Here is a 14210-nt window from a genome sequence, read left to right as displayed (position 1 = left end):
TCGAGCAGGTACGAAAGTAGGTCTTAGTGATCCGGTGGTTCTGTATGGAAGGGCCATCGCTCAACGGATAAAAGGTACTCCGGGGATAACAGGCTGATACCGCCCAAGAGTTCATATCGACGGCGGTGTTTGGCACCTCGATGTCGGCTCATCACATCCTGGGGCTGAAGCCGGTCCCAAGGGTATGGCTGTTCGCCATTTAAAGTGGTACGCGAGCTGGGTTTAGAACGTCGTGAGACAGTTCGGTCCCTATCTGCCGTGGACGTTTGAGATTTGAGAGGGGCTGCTCCTAGTACGAGAGGACCGGAGTGGACGAACCTCTGGTGTTCCGGTTGTCACGCCAGTGGCATTGCCGGGTAGCTATGTTCGGGAAAGATAACCGCTGAAAGCATCTAAGCGGGAAACTTGCCTCAAGATGAGATCTCACTGGAACCTTGAGTTCCCTGAAGGGCCGTCGAAGACTACGACGTTGATAGGTTGGGTGTGTAAGCGCTGTGAGGCGTTGAGCTAACCAATACTAATTGCCCGTGAGGCTTGACCATATAACACCCAAGCAATTTGCGTCGAAGAGACCAGATTGCGGTGTGTGAAGACGAAACGAACCGAAAGTTCGCGCAACTCACAAGACACCTGTATCACATACCCGATTTGCTGAAGCGAGGCCAAATGGTCACGAGTCAGTACCCGAATTTCTTGACGACCATAGAGCGTTGGAACCACCTGATCCCATCCCGAACTCAGAAGTGAAACGATGCATCGCCGATGGTAGTGTGGGGTTTCCCCATGTGAGAGTAGGTCATCGTCAAGATTAAATTCCGAAACCCCAATTGCGAAAGCAGTTGGGGTTTTGTTTTGCCCGTAGAAAAATTATTGCTTAGTCAGCGAACAAATTTGCACAGTTATTTTCGAATCAGAACACTAGAATAGCCCCATCTTTTTCGGAGCCAGAGCCTGTATGTCAGAGTCGGTTGACGCCCGCGGGCTGTCAGAATTACCGCTGGAAGACCTGGTGGCCTGTCACGAGTGCGACCTGCTGATGCGCAAGCCACAACTTGCTCACGGCGAAAAAGCCATCTGCCCGCGCTGCGGTTACGAACTGTATGCCCATCGCCATAACGTGGTGCAGCGCAGCCTTGCCTTGGTGATCGCGGCATTGCTGTTGTACATCCCGGCAAACTTTTTGCCCATCATGCAACTCAATATCCTCGGGCAATCTTCGCAGGATACGGTCTGGAGTGGCGTGCTCGGTCTGTTCAACACCGACATGCAGGGCGTTTCAATCGTCGTCTTCCTGTGCAGCATGGCCATACCGTTGCTCAAGTTGCTGTGCCAGTTGTTCGTGTTGCTGACGATTCGCTTCGATGCCGGTCGCAGCTACGGCTTGTTGCTGTACCGCATTTACCACCACCTCAAAGACTGGGGAATGCTCGAGGTTTACCTCATGGGCGTTCTGGTGGCGATCGTCAAACTGGCGGACATGGCCGCGATCACCGTTGGCCTGGGCCTGGTGTGTTTCATTGGATTGTTGTTGGTTCAGGTCTGGCTGGAAGTGGTGATGTCACCGCATCAGATCTGGCAGGCGTTATCAGGAGAGGATGCTCATGCGGGCGATTGATGCGGGCATTCTGATTTGTACCGAATGCCACGAATTGAACAGGCAGGAAGCGGACACCGATGAGCAAAGCTGCACTCGCTGCGGCGCGCTGGTCCACGCTCGCCGTCCCAATAGCCTGGCTCGGACCTGGGCGCTGTTGATTACAGCGGCGATTATCTACATTCCGGCCAACGTGCTGCCCATCATGACTGTCAGTTCTTTGGGGCAGGGTGATCCGAGCACGATCATGTCCGGCGTGATCCAGTTGGTGCAGCACGGCATGATCCCGATTGCCGCCGTGGTATTCATCGCCAGTATTCTGGTGCCGACCTTCAAGCTGGTGGGCATCGCCTTGCTGCTGTTTTCGGTGCAACGACGTCAGCCATTGTCCGCACGGCAACGTATCTGGATGTACCGCTTCATCGAGTTCATCGGTCGCTGGTCGATGCTCGATATTTTTGTGATCGCCATTCTGGTGGCGGTCGTCAACTTCGGCCGGCTTGCCAGTGTCGAAGCCAACCTTGGCGCCATCGCCTTCGCCAGTGTGGTGATACTGACGATGCTCGCCGCAGTAACTTTCGATCCCCGACTGATTTGGGATAACACGGAGTCGGACGACGACCATGACTGATTTGCCTGTAGCGAAAACCCGACCGGCCTCGAACTGGTCCGCCATTTGGGTGTTGCCCTTGATCGCGTTGATCATCGGAGGCTGGCTTGGCTGGCGTGCCTATACGGAAACCGGTGTTGAAATCCAGGTTCGCTTCGAAAGCGGCGAAGGCATTCAGGCCAACAAGACCGAGGTCATGTACAAGGGCATGTCGGTCGGTAAGGTCAAGGCGCTCAAACTCGATGACGAAGGCAACTCCAAGGGCGTGATCGCCACCGTCGAGATGAACAAGGACGTCGAGCAATACCTCAAGACCAGCACGCGCTTCTGGCTGGTGAAACCGAGTGTGACCCTGGCCGGTATCACCGGCCTGGAAACCCTGGTGTCCGGGAATTACGTCGCGATCAGTCCCGGTGAAGGCGAGCCCGCCCGCAAGTTCAAGGCCCTGGCCGAAGAGCCGCCGCTGTCGGACTCCAAGCCCGGCCTGCACCTGACCATCAAGGCCGATCGCCTCGGTTCGCTGAACCGCGGCAGTCCGGTGTTCTACAAGCAGATCAAGGTCGGTCAGATCAAAAGCTACGTGCTGTCAGAAGACCAGAGCACCGTTGAACTCAAAGTCTTCATCGAGCCAACCTACGCCAAACTGGTGCGCAAACACACGCGGTTCTGGAACGCCAGCGGCATCAGCATCGACGCCAACCTGTCCGGCGTGAAAGTGCGCAGCGAATCCCTGGCGAGCATCGTCGCCGGTGGTATCGCTTTCGCCACACCGGAGAATCGCAAGGACAGTCCGCCGACTGACCCGAGTCTGCCGTTCCGTCTGTACGAAGACTTCGACGCCGCCGCTGCCGGCATTCGGGTCAAGGTCAAACTCAGTGACTTCGAAGGCCTGCAGGCCGGTCGAACGCCGGTGATGTACAAGGGCATTCAGGTCGGCAACCTGAAAGCGTTGAAAGTTGATCCGGATCTGAACAGCGCCACCGCCGAGCTGACGCTTGATCCTCTGGCTGAGGATTATCTGGTCGACGGCACGCAATTCTGGGTAGTTAAACCATCGATTTCCCTGGCCGGTATCACCGGCCTGGAAGCGTTGGTGAAAGGCAACTACATCGCCGTGCGTCCGGGTGATAAAGGGGCTGCACCGAAACGTGAATTCGAGGCACGCCCCAAAGCGCCGCCGCTGGATCTGCGTTCGCCGGGGCTGCACCTGGTGCTGTTCACTGACGTCCTCGGTTCCATCGATGTCGGCAGCCCGATTCTGTACAAACAGGTCAAGGTCGGGTCGGTGCAGAGCTATCAGTTCTCCAAGACCCGCAAGCAACTGGTCATCGGTGTGCACATCGAGAAGGAGTACGAAAACCTGGTCAACGCATCGACCCGCTTCTGGAATGTCAGCGGTATCACCCTGACCGGTGGTCTGACAGGCGGGATTCAGGTGAAGAGTGAGTCGCTGCAGACCCTGATGGCCGGCGGTATTGCTTTCGAAACGCCGCAAGCCAAAGCGCCGTTGCAGAAGCGCATTCCGCGCTTCCGTCTGTTCGCCAATCATGACGAAGCCAATCAGAAAGGCGCGGTGGTGACGATCAAGGTTGATCGCGCCGATGGTTTGCGCAGCGGCACCCCGGTTCGCTTCAAGGGGCTGGATGTCGGCAAGATCGAAAGCGTTGATCTGACCGACGACCTGCAGTCGGTCATCCTCACCGCGCGCATCACTGAAGTGCCGGAGAAGATTGCCCGGGTGGGCAGTCAGTTCTGGGTGGTCAAACCGGAGTTGGGTCTGATCAAGACCCAGAATCTGGAAACCCTGGTCACTGGGCAATACATCGAAGTGCAGCCGGCGGCGAAGAACCTCGGCCCGCAGAAGAACTTTGTTGCCTTGGCCAATGCGCCGGAAGTGACCAAGCAAGAGGCGGGTCTGAGTCTGGTCTTGAGTGCGGCCCGTCGTGGTTCGCTGAAACCGGGGGTGCCGGTGACTTACCGTGAAATTACCGTGGGTAAAGTCACCGGTTATGAACTGGGGCAGACCGCTGATCGAGTGTTGGTGCATATTCTGATCGAGCCAAAATACGCGCCGTTGGTACGTAGCGGTAGCCGGTTCTGGAACTCCAGTGGTGTCGGTTTTGATATCGGCTTGTTCAACGGGCTGACGGTGCGAACGGAATCGCTGGAGACGGCGATTCAGGGTGGGATTGCTTTCGCTACGCCGGACGGTGAACGCATGGGCAATCCGGCGCGGGCTGAGCAGACGTTCCCGCTGTTCGACAAGTTCGAGGATGAGTGGCTGACGTGGGCGCCAAAGATTTCGCTCGGTAAGTAACCTCAAGCTCATCAGGCGTCTGGAAGTACGCCATCGCTGGCAAGCCAGCTTCCACAGTGGTCGGCGGTGTACTCACAATTTGTACATGACAAAAAACCTGTGGGAGCTGGCTTGCCAGCGATGAGGCCCTGAAAATCAGCACAAACCCCAGGCCATAAAAAAGGGCCGCGATCCGATGGGATCGCGGCCCTTTTTATTGCCGTCAGTTAACGCCGATCAAACCGCATCCAGCTCCGGTTCATCTGCTTCAACGTTCAGCGGCGCCTTCACCACATCATGACGACGGATATACTTCCAGTCCGCCTCGTCGATGTAGATGCCCGCCGGACCGCTGCCGCCTTCCAGGTCGATGGCGACACTGGCGCAAACCTGCGGTTTCACACTCGCCAGAATCGGCACGAAGCCCAGCTGCAGGCTGGTTTCCAGCAGGGCAGCCTGGTTCTTCTCGTCGATGTCCGCCGCCTCGTCGAGGTAGTACGGCAGACGCACGCGACCGGCGAGGTCACGGTCCATCAAGTGCAGCAACAAGTACATGTTGGTCAACGCCTTGATGGTCATGGTCGTACCGTTGGACGCCGCGCCGTCGATGTCGGTGTGGATCACCGGCTGACCGTTGACCTTGGTGATCTCGAACGCCAGTTCGAACAAGTCCTTGAGACCGAGCTGGTTGTGGTTCGCCGCCACCAGCCGCGCCAGGTATTCCTTGGCTTCTTCGTTCTTGTTGTCCTGCTCGGCGCTCTGGCTCAGGTCGAACACCGACAGGGTTTCGCCTTCTTCGTACTGGCCGGCGCTGTGGATGATCTGGTCGATGTGCTTGAGCGCTTCCTTGTTCGGCGCGAGGACGATGCGGAAGCTCTGCAGGTTGGACACCTGACGCTTGTTGATCTCGCGGTTGAACAGCGCCAGTTGATGCTCGAGGCTGTCGTAGTCGCTGCGGATGTTGCGCAGGGTCCGGGCGATGTCGGTGACCGCCGCGCGACGGGCCTTGCCCAGCGTCAGGGCTTCATCGGTACGGTGCGCGTAAGCGTTGATCAGCAGCGACAGACGGCGCTCCATGTCGTCTTCGCTGTCGAACTTGGCCACGCCTTTCAGGCGTACCTGCGCGTACAGCGCTTCGATCTGACCGTCGGCGCGCAGCAGGCCCTGCCAACTGTCCTGATAATCGTTGAGCAGCGGCAGCAGGTTGTCCATCGAGTCGTCGACCGGATCCATGAACGGCGTGCCGAACGGCAGATCTGCCGGCAGCAACTGACGACGGCGCAGCGCGTCGTCGAGGGTGCGCTGCTTGGCTTCCATGTCGGCGATCTGCCGGCCGACCAGTTGCAGCTTGGCCGACAGTTGCTGGACGCGCTCGGTGAACGCATCGCTGGAGCGCTTGAGTTCGTCCTGCGCGGCTTCCATCTGCGCCAGTTGCTCGAGTTTGTCGCCTTCTTCGGCGCTCAGGGTCTGGGTGCGACGGAAGTCTTCCAGGGCCTTCTGCGCGTCGAGCACTTGCTGGTACAGCGCTTCGGTCTGGGTCTTGCTCGCGGCGCGGTCGGAGGCTACAGCTTGTTGAGTCTTGAGTTGCTTGAGCTCTTTTTCCAGACGCTCTTTCTGGTCGCGCAGCGCGGCACGGTCGGCCAGTGCTTGCAGGGCCGGCGGCTCGATGTGCGAGATGTCGATCGACAGGCCCGGTACTTCGAAACGCTCGCCCTTGAAACCATCAAGAATCAGCTCAACCGATTTCACCCACTCGCCATCCTCGTCGAGAGTGATGCCGTGTTCGCCCAGCGGCAGGCTGAACAGCGCGCTGTTGAACAGGCGCATCAAGCGCTCGACGTCCTGCTGCGAGAACTCTTCGCGCAGGCGGGCGTAACTGTTGTTGTCGGCGTGATCGAGTTGCTGCTTCACCGACTTCAGGCGTTTTTCCAGATCGCGCAGACGCTCTTCCAGATCCTCGGCGCTGAACTGACGGGACTGCGCCAGCGCACCGGCCAGTTCGTCGTGAGCGTCCTTGGCCGCGAGCAATTGTTGCTCCAGGACTTTGACGTCATCGACCAGCGCGAAGCGGTTCTTCAGCACCGACAACTCGCCGAGCCAGCGCTGGATGCCGGAGATTTCCCGTTCCAGGCGCATCAGCTCCTGCGTGCCGCCACGTTGGTCGTTTTGCAGATCGTCCTGCTCGCGACGGTAGTGTTCGGCCTGAATCGTCAGCTCTTCCTTGCGCGCATTGGCGTAGTCCGACCAAGTGCCGAGCAACGAGTCGAGCAGCGGCGACAGGCGATGCAGTTTGCCGCGCAGCACGTCACGTTGTTTCACGCCGTTGGCCAAGGCTTCGACCAATGGGCCGGCGGCGACCAGCGAGTTGTAGTCCTGCTCCATGCGGCGCACATCGCGGAAGGCTTCTTCACACGCGGCAATGTAGTCGACGCTGCCGGAGCGCAGGCTGTGCTCGAAGGCATCGAGGAACAGCTGCTTCAACTTGGCTGCGGTGATTTCGCGCATGTGCAGCAGGTTGATGAACAGCGCTCGGAAGGTCTTCAGGCTCTGCTCGCTGGTGGAGCGCAGCGGGATCAGGGTCAGGTCCAGCGGGATCGAAGTATGCCCGCCAACCAGCAAGCGACGCAGTTCATCAGGCTTGAGTTCGTAGGCTTTCAGGCCTTCTTTCTCAAGGTTGCTGAACAGTTCTTTCTGGCGCAGGCAGGTGTCGTTCTTCTGGTAATGCGCCAGGTCGAGCTTGCCGGCGTAGGCAAAGAACTGGTGACCGAAGCCACCGCCCGGGCCGCGACCGACCACGCCGATCACGTGTGGGCCGTGCGGCAGGTTCACTTCGACGAGGATGTAGCTGGTGTCGGAGGCGAAGTAGAAACGCCGCGATTGTTCCAGGCTGTACTTGCCGAAACTCATGTCCGACATGCGCGCCAGAATCGGGAATTGCAGGGCGTTGATCGACGCCGATTTACCGAGGTTGTTCGCACCGTAGACCGACAGCGGTTCTTCCAGCGGGAACAGGCCGAGGCTGTAACCGGCGGTGTTCAAAAGGGCAAAGCGGCGGATGCCGTAGCGTTCCTGGCTCATGCGTCGGACTCCTGTTCTTCGGCAATGGCTCTAGCCAGTGCGTCTTCTTCGCTTTCTTCGTCAAATTCGGACAGATCCAGTGGATCGTCAGTCTCGAGGAATTTCGCTTCGGCGGCTTCGTCGATCAGCACCGGTGCCGGCAGCGGCAGAACGCTGTGCACGCTGGCCGCCAGATCGCGGTCTTGTTGCACCGACAGGCACACATCGAGGAAACGGTGCATCGGCGGCAGGAAACGGTACACGCCGTTTTCTTCGCCGGCGAAACCGAGCTGGGTCATGCGGCGCATGATTTTTTCTTCGAGCTCTTCGACGGTCTGCACTTCGGCCTGAATGAACAGGTCGCGGTATTTATCCAGCAGCGATGGCAGTTCTTCACGCCCGAGGCTGCCGCCGTCGAGCACGGCGATCGGGTCGCGGCCCTGATCGGCCAGGTGCTCGACGAGGATGAAGGTGAACAGCGCCAGACGCTGAGCCGTCTTGTTCACCGCCGCTGCCGCCATGTCCGGCACAAAGTAGTAGAAACCACGGGTGTCGCAGACCAGTTCAAAGCCCAGCGCTTTGAACAGCGTGCGGTACTGGTCCTGGAAGTTCGACAGTTGCGCGTACAGCTCCGGGTCGCGGCGGCTGACGTGGTAACCCTTGAACAGCTCGCGGAAGATCGGCGCGAGTTGCGACAGTTCGGAAAGATCAAGATGCATTGGATGTGCTCGCGGAATTCTCGGCGGCGGTGTCGCTGGCCGAGAGCAGGGCGAAGGAGCGCAGGCTGACCTGGTGCTCGTGAGTGTGATATTCGCGGCGTTCCAGACGCTCGCGCTTGAAGCGTTTTTCCCGCGACAGGCGCGAGAACCAGTAGAGCAATTCGTCGGTGGCACCGTCCGGTTCCTGCTCCAGCAGCCAGGTCATCAGATCCGGCATCGGCAGGGACTCTTCGCAACGCTCGACCATCTCGCGCACGGTGCGCGGTGCACGTGGGGCATCGCCGGCTTTCTGCGTCTTGTGTGCCTTGGGGAAGCGCGCCGGTTTCGGCTCGAAACGCGCCAGGGCGTAGACGTAGGCTTCGACCTGACTGGCACTGCCGAGGAAGGTGCTTTGCGGGCGGGTGAACAGCGGCATCGCCGCTTGCGGCACGGCGTCGATGCCTTTACGGCGGATCGCCGCCAGTGCCAGTGCCGCGCCACGGGTCACGGCGTTGTGCCGGCGCGCTTCTTCGCGCAGTGGCAGCAGCAGTTCACGGGCGTGGCGCAGGGTCAGCTGGGCGCTGGTCTGCATTTCGAGGATGCGCGCGTGGGTGCGCAGCAGCATGTCGTCATCGACCAGATGGCCGAGGCGCTGCTGTTCGCTGAGCATCTTCAGCAGCACGGTTTCGACTTTGCGCACACCTTGCTCGAAAGCGCCGTCGGCGTTCACCAGATCAATCATCGGCTCGACGTATTCGTCCCAGGTCGCCAGTACTTCGGCGTAACGCTGACGCAGCGGGATCTGCCGATCGCTGGTCTTGGCGCGTTCGGCCACGGCCACCAGCGCCTGCTCGTCGTTATCGAGCTTTTTCAGCACGTCACGCACGCGCATGTCGAGCAGGCGCAGCTGGCGGGCGAGGTCGTTGCCGTCGCGGACGTCGAACGCATCCTGAATGTAGCCGGCCAGACGTTCGAGGTGACGCAGGTAGGCTTCGATCTCCAGGCACAGGCCCAGCCGGTGTTCACGGCGCAGGTAGGCGAGGAAGTCGTGGATCTGCGCGTTAAGTTCGAAACGGTTCGGGCTTTTCGCCACGGGCACCAGAATGTCGAGGCGAATCCACACGTCGAGCAGGCTGGTGATGTCCTGCGGCGTGCTGTCCAGTTGTTGGGCGGCCAGTTGCGTGCGCAGTTCGTTGAGGCTCAGGGTGCCCTGGTCGAAGTGCTCGCACAGTGGCTCCAGAAGTGCCCAGTGTTCAGCGAGGGCGCGCAAGACGCGCTTGGGTTCGATCATCGGAATGGCCGGCTGGTTGGCGATTAAAAGCCGCGATTGTACTGCATCAGCGACGATGCGATTCACTCTCGGGACGGGCTGTCGAATTTTCAGGGTAGAGAGCTTTGCTCAAGGCTATCGATCAACAGCAAGCGATCTTGAGCGAAGGGCGGTAGAATCAGCGCACTTTCAGTTATCCACAAGTGGCCGACCTTTGCTTATCGAGTCCCGCCGCCGCGCCTATTTGAACGCCATGCAGGTGGTCAACTGGCTGCCGCGCACCGAATTGCCTTTCGCCGCCCCGTCGCGGCCCGAGCTGCTGGACATGCCCGAGCCTGAGCCGGAGGTCGTGGTGATGCCGGTTGTGCAGGCCGAAGCAGCGGTGCAACCGGCCGCCCGTCCGGTCGAGCGGCCGAAAATCGAAGTGCCGCGCCCCTCGCTCGCCAGTACGCGCAATGGCGCCAAACCGGTGGAAGAGGTCGACGACACGCCGGTGGTCGCCAAACAGGCACCCGTGCCCCCACCGCGCTTCGCCCTGCAATTACTGCGCGCCGGGCGCTGCCTGCTGCTGGTGGAGTTACCCACAGGCGAAGCCTTCCAAAGCCGCGATCCGGCCTATCTGCTGCTCAAAGACATGCTGCGCGCCGCCGGTCTGCCGGACGCGCCGCAGATCGTTGGCGAGCCGGTGCGTTGGCCGTGGTTGAACCGGGGCACGCTGGATCAGGGCCCGGAAGCGGCGCGCGACTTCGTTCAGGGCTTTCTGTCGGTGCAAATGGAAGCGGCGCCGTGCGCCTGCCTGTGGCTGATCGGCTTGCCGGCGGTAAGGTTTGCCGGTGAAGCGGATGCTGAAGCGTTCAATCGTGAATTGCAGATCGAAGGCCTGGGCTCGGCCTGGGCGATTCCCGGTCTGGAATTGTTAATGGAAGAGCCACAGCGCAAGGCCGCTGTGTGGCAAGCGATGCGTCGGCTGATGGCGCGCTGGAAAGAATCGAATGAGTGACGCTGTAACGTTCCGCCCGATGACCGAAGCGGATCTGGACGCCGTACTGAAGATTGAGTTCGCTGCCTACAGCCACCCGTGGACGCGGGGGATTTTTCTCGACGGGCTGGGCAAGTACCAGATCTGGCTGATGTTCGAAGGTCAGCAGCAGGTCGGTCATGGCGTGGTGCAGATCATTCTGGATGAGGCGCATCTGCTTAACATCACGGTCAAACCGGAGAATCAGGGGCGTGGGCTGGGGCTGACGCTGCTCGAGCATCTGATGTCGCGGGCATATGCTGCAGAGGCACGCGAGTGCTTCCTGGAAGTGCGCGACAGCAACACCGCAGCTTTCAAGCTGTATGAGCGGTATGGCTTCAACGAGATTGGCCGGCGGCGCGATTATTATCCGGCGGTGGGGGGGCGTGAAGACGCGGTGGTCATGGCCTGCACCCTGGTTGACTGATTCAGCTTAAAAGCATCGCCAGCAGGCTGGCTCCCACACTGGATCGGTTCGTGCACACACACACACACAGTGTGACCAACCCAAAAAGCTGTGGGAACCGGTTTGCGGGCGTAGCGGTGTGACGGGCAACAAAAATCAGCGATTGCCATCCAATGGATCGCGCCGCGCCAGTTCCGCCTCATCCAGCCCATTACCACCGCCGATGTCATCTTCATCGACCAGGCTCAAATCCCAATCCGCCGGATTGCCTTCGCCAGCCTCTTCGGCATCTCGTGCACCGTCTTCACGAATCAGCTTTTCCGGGCTCAAATCATCGTCGGTTGGTTCATGGTCAGCGGTCGATGCGCCGGTGAGCCCGGCTTCACGCACCCGCTCGTCGGGCATCAGGTGCTCGCGTTCACGCTCAGGAATCTCGTCACCGATCTTCGCACTGGGTTCGTCCTCATCGAAATCCAGCTCGTGCACCGAGCCCATGCGGTCTTCGTTATCATCGATGGGCTCCGGTTGCACCGCATCGTAGGGGCGTCGTGAATCAGTCATGGCAAATCCTCATACTGTGGGCCTTACTAGGTGGACTCACCGCATCCACGAGAATTCCAACGAAAACACTTGCGATCTTCTCGTGACCCCGACGGGTGGGCGTCTGTCATACCTGCGCATCTTTCTTGAGGCCTTACAGCATGCACGACTTACAAGACCTGATTGATAACAACGAGCGTTGGGCTGACGCGATCACCAAGGAAGACCCGGATTTCTTCGCCAAGCTGGCGCGCCAGCAAACGCCGGAATACCTGTGGATCGGCTGTTCCGATGCGCGAGTGCCGGCCAACGAAATCGTCGGCATGCTGCCGGGCGATCTGTTCGTGCACCGTAACGTCGCCAACGTCGTGCTGCACACCGACCTCAACTGCCTGTCGGTGATCCAGTACGCGGTCGACGTACTTAAAGTCAAACACATCCTCGTCACCGGCCACTACGGTTGCGGCGGCGTGCGCGCCTCGATGCAGGACCGGCAGTTCGGCCTGATCGACGGCTGGCTGCGTTCGATCCGCGATCTGTACTACGAAAAACGCGAAGAGCTGGCCAAACTGCCGACCGAAGAAGAGCAGGTTGATCGCCTGTGCGAGCTTAACGTCATCCAGCAAGTCGCCAACGTTGCCCACACCAGCATCATCCAGAACGCCTGGCATCGCGGGCAAAGCCTGTCGATCCACGGTTGCATCTACGGCATCAAGGACGGTCGCTGGAAGAGCCTGAACACCACCATCAGCGGTTTCGAGCAGTTGCCGCCGCAGTATCGCCTGCGTCCGGTCGGCGCGTTGTAAGCGCTGGTCAGCGCGCGCACTGGCGCCGCCAGCACTGCAAAAAGTGCTGGCCCTCCAGGCTCGGTGGCTCGTTGTGTCCGGTGATCCAGCCACGGCAACGTGGCGAACCGCAACCGCAGGCAAACTGGCGCAGCAGTTTGTCTTCGGTGGCGGCGTAGTCGATGGTCAGCCGCTCGCCGCTGTGGATATCTTTCAGCGCCCATAGCCATAACTCGCTCATGTCGAGAAACACGTTGGGATCGCAGGCGTGTTCGAGCAATCCGCAGAAGCGTGGATCGTAGAGGTGGATACCGTTCAGCAACTGTCGGGTCTGTCGGCAGCGATAAGGCAACAGCTGTCCCGAAACCCGACACATCCGCCGGGTGTGCAGAAATTCGCGGCGCACCGCCACCGCCAAGGGTGCGCCGTACTCGTCGTGAATGATTTCGAAGTCGGCGCGAGAGGGAAATCCGAGGCGCACGGGCAGGCCGGCAAACGGATAAATGCCTTCGGTATCGCGTGGCGCGATGTGCGCCAGGGTACGGGTGTTCATAACGATCCTTGTCGCAAGGTGCTTGCGACTTCCTTGGGTTGACGTCCTGTCAGTGCTGCTGTGTTTCAATTTGGATCCAATCTTCGCGTAACAGGTATAACCGGTCTACTGTCAGATCTGACAGGCGATATAGACGCTTTCCCGCGTCAGCCAGGGCTGACACGGGAATCAAGCCTCTACGATTACAGGTGCGGTGCAGGTACCACGGCGTCGGGCAACGGCGCCTTCAGTTGCTGCAATTGCGCTTTGATTGGCGTGGAGGCGCACTTGGCGGCAGCGTCTTGCTGACTCAAGTTGCGAATCGAGGTGTAAAACAGTTCGCAGGTTTTGACTTTCTGCGTGACTTGCCAGGTTTGCGTGCAGCTGTTGAGCAGCGTCGAAGGATCCGTGCCCGGTTTGCTGCCCATGCCAGCCTGCCAGCAGGCCGCGCTCAAATCCTGGCCCATGACTTTCAGGCCTGCGGCGTCAGCCTTGGCTTGTGCATCGTCGCCGGTGTAGCTTTTCGGGTCGGCGGCGTACCAGATGTAACTCGGGTGGTTCGACCCCAGCACCGGGACTTTCACGCCAGCGCTCGGGCTGATGGTCGCCAGGCCCAGCACATTCACCGTCGGCCCATATTGCTGCTTGATCCAGTTACGCACCGGCGCGCCGAACGCGACCATCGGCAGCGTCGTGCCGTTGCCGGTCTGGCTGAACTGCTTGACCAGGGTGGTCTGGTAATCCTTGAAGTAGTCGTACACACCTTCCAGATCACTGCCCGCGTTCGATGGCGCGGCGATCGGGGCGATGTCGATGATGGTCTGATAGGCCGGCGTCTGCTCAGCCGGGATGCCGTTGACGGTCAGCAGCGTGGCCCAGCGATCGGTGGTGTTCGAGCGCAGATAATCCTGGGCCTGGGTCAGCGAGTAATCCGGCGGGAAGTGCAGCAGTTCGACGCTCTTGCGGTTTTCCAGGGCCATGCCCAGTGGCAGGAACAGATACCAGCTATACGCCCATTTGCCATCGGCATTGAGCTTGCTGGCGCCGGTATACGCCAGGTCGCCGGCATCGAGCAGCGCTGACAGCGGCTTGTCGTAGCCTTTGGGCACGCCGCTGATCTCGGCGTAAATCTGCCCGTTATCATTCTTCACCAGCACCTTGGCATTGGTGTAGCCGTCGCGTTGCACGCTTTGGCTCAGGTAATGCGCGACGGTCTGTTCCAGCGTCCAGTTGCGGAAGCAGATCACGTTGCAGTTGTTGGGAAAGGCAAAGAGGCGGGTGACGCGTTCGGTGCTGCCCAGCTTCAGATCGACATCGGCGTGGGCGGCTGCGCTCAGTGTGAACGCAGCCAGAGCCAGTGCGGCGGGGGTAAGTCCTGCGAGTTTGAACATGCTCAGATCCTTT

Annotated in this window: 12 protein-coding genes and 2 rRNA genes (1 of these 14 cut by a window edge); 8 read left to right on the top strand and 6 right to left on the bottom strand. The window is 59.9% G+C overall.

Going from position 1 to position 14210, the window contains the following annotated elements; all coding sequences use genetic code 11:
* The 5 genes from HV782_RS24640 to HV782_RS24620 form a co-directional block, all read left to right on the top strand.
* Positions 1–542, top strand: a 23S ribosomal RNA gene (locus HV782_RS24640); it begins 2352 nt to the left of the window's first position.
* 150 nt (positions 543–692) lie between these two features.
* Positions 693–808: ribosomal RNA gene (rrf, locus tag HV782_RS24635) — 5S ribosomal RNA — on the top strand.
* Positions 809–955: 147 nt separating this feature from the next.
* Positions 956–1615 carry a paraquat-inducible protein A gene (locus HV782_RS24630; RefSeq protein ID WP_123462980.1) on the top strand — a complete coding sequence of 220 codons (660 nt, stop codon included), beginning with the start codon at positions 956–958 and terminating at the stop codon, positions 1613–1615.
* Complete coding sequence (locus tag HV782_RS24625) at positions 1602–2225, top strand: paraquat-inducible protein A (RefSeq protein ID WP_123462982.1); 624 nt, start codon at positions 1602–1604, stop codon at positions 2223–2225. The genes HV782_RS24630 and HV782_RS24625 overlap by 14 nt, the downstream gene beginning before the upstream one ends.
* The gene (locus HV782_RS24620) at positions 2218–4521 is read left to right on the top strand and encodes a PqiB family protein (protein WP_186748010.1); all 2304 of its coding nucleotides are present in this window, start codon (positions 2218–2220) and stop codon (positions 4519–4521) included. The genes HV782_RS24625 and HV782_RS24620 overlap by 8 nt, the downstream gene beginning before the upstream one ends.
* A 216-nt stretch (positions 4522–4737) precedes the next feature.
* Here HV782_RS24620 and mksF read toward each other — a convergent pair whose 3' ends face one another.
* Genes mksF through mksB form a run of 3 tightly spaced genes read right to left on the bottom strand, consistent with a single transcriptional unit; the run spans position 4738 to position 9546 of the window.
* Positions 4738–7578 (bottom strand): Mks condensin complex protein MksF, encoded by a 2841-nt coding sequence (mksF, locus tag HV782_RS24615; protein WP_128615891.1) that lies wholly within the window; start codon positions 7576–7578, stop codon positions 4738–4740.
* A complete protein-coding gene (gene mksE / locus HV782_RS24610) occupies positions 7575–8276 on the bottom strand; it encodes an Mks condensin complex protein MksE (RefSeq protein WP_095136783.1) in 702 nt (233 codons plus the stop codon). Before mksE ends, mksF begins: the two co-directional genes overlap by 4 nt.
* Positions 8266–9546, bottom strand: coding sequence for an Mks condensin complex protein MksB (gene mksB, locus HV782_RS24605; RefSeq protein WP_185015768.1), 1281 nt, complete (start codon positions 9544–9546; stop codon positions 8266–8268). Before mksB ends, mksE begins: the two co-directional genes overlap by 11 nt.
* Positions 9547–9778: 232 nt before the next feature.
* On the opposite strand from mksB, the gene HV782_RS24600 reads away from it, so the two are divergent.
* Positions 9779–10525, top strand: coding sequence for an energy transducer TonB (locus tag HV782_RS24600; RefSeq protein ID WP_186748013.1), 747 nt, complete (start codon positions 9779–9781; stop codon positions 10523–10525).
* Positions 10518–10970, top strand: a complete 453-nt coding sequence (gene rimI, locus HV782_RS24595; protein ID WP_128614071.1) for a ribosomal protein S18-alanine N-acetyltransferase — start codon at positions 10518–10520, stop codon at positions 10968–10970. The genes HV782_RS24600 and rimI overlap by 8 nt, the downstream gene beginning before the upstream one ends.
* 135 nt (positions 10971–11105) lie before the next feature.
* Here rimI and HV782_RS24590 read toward each other — a convergent pair whose 3' ends face one another.
* On the bottom strand, positions 11106–11510 hold the full coding sequence (locus HV782_RS24590; RefSeq protein ID WP_128614070.1) for a serine kinase/phosphatase: 405 nt from the start codon (positions 11508–11510) through the stop codon (positions 11106–11108).
* A 140-nt stretch (positions 11511–11650) separates the two neighbouring features.
* Between HV782_RS24590 and can the strand changes: the two genes are divergently transcribed.
* Positions 11651–12295 (top strand): carbonate dehydratase, encoded by a 645-nt coding sequence (can, locus tag HV782_RS24585; RefSeq protein WP_123376595.1) that lies wholly within the window; start codon positions 11651–11653, stop codon positions 12293–12295.
* 7 nt (positions 12296–12302) lie between these two features.
* Here can and HV782_RS24580 read toward each other — a convergent pair whose 3' ends face one another.
* Entirely contained in the window at positions 12303–12827 is a 525-nt protein-coding gene (locus HV782_RS24580) for an SET domain-containing protein-lysine N-methyltransferase (RefSeq protein WP_128614069.1), read from the bottom strand.
* Between the two features lie 182 nt (positions 12828–13009).
* Positions 13010–14197, bottom strand: a complete 1188-nt coding sequence (locus HV782_RS24575) for a hypothetical protein (protein WP_186748009.1) — start codon at positions 14195–14197, stop codon at positions 13010–13012.
* Positions 14198–14210: the final 13 nt, after the last annotated feature.

This window comes from Pseudomonas monsensis (assembly GCF_014268495.2).
GTDB classification, from domain to species: domain Bacteria; phylum Pseudomonadota; class Gammaproteobacteria; order Pseudomonadales; family Pseudomonadaceae; genus Aquipseudomonas; species Aquipseudomonas monsensis.
Note: the sequence above shows the minus strand (reverse complement) of the source record. Positions and strands in the feature narration are given on the sequence as shown.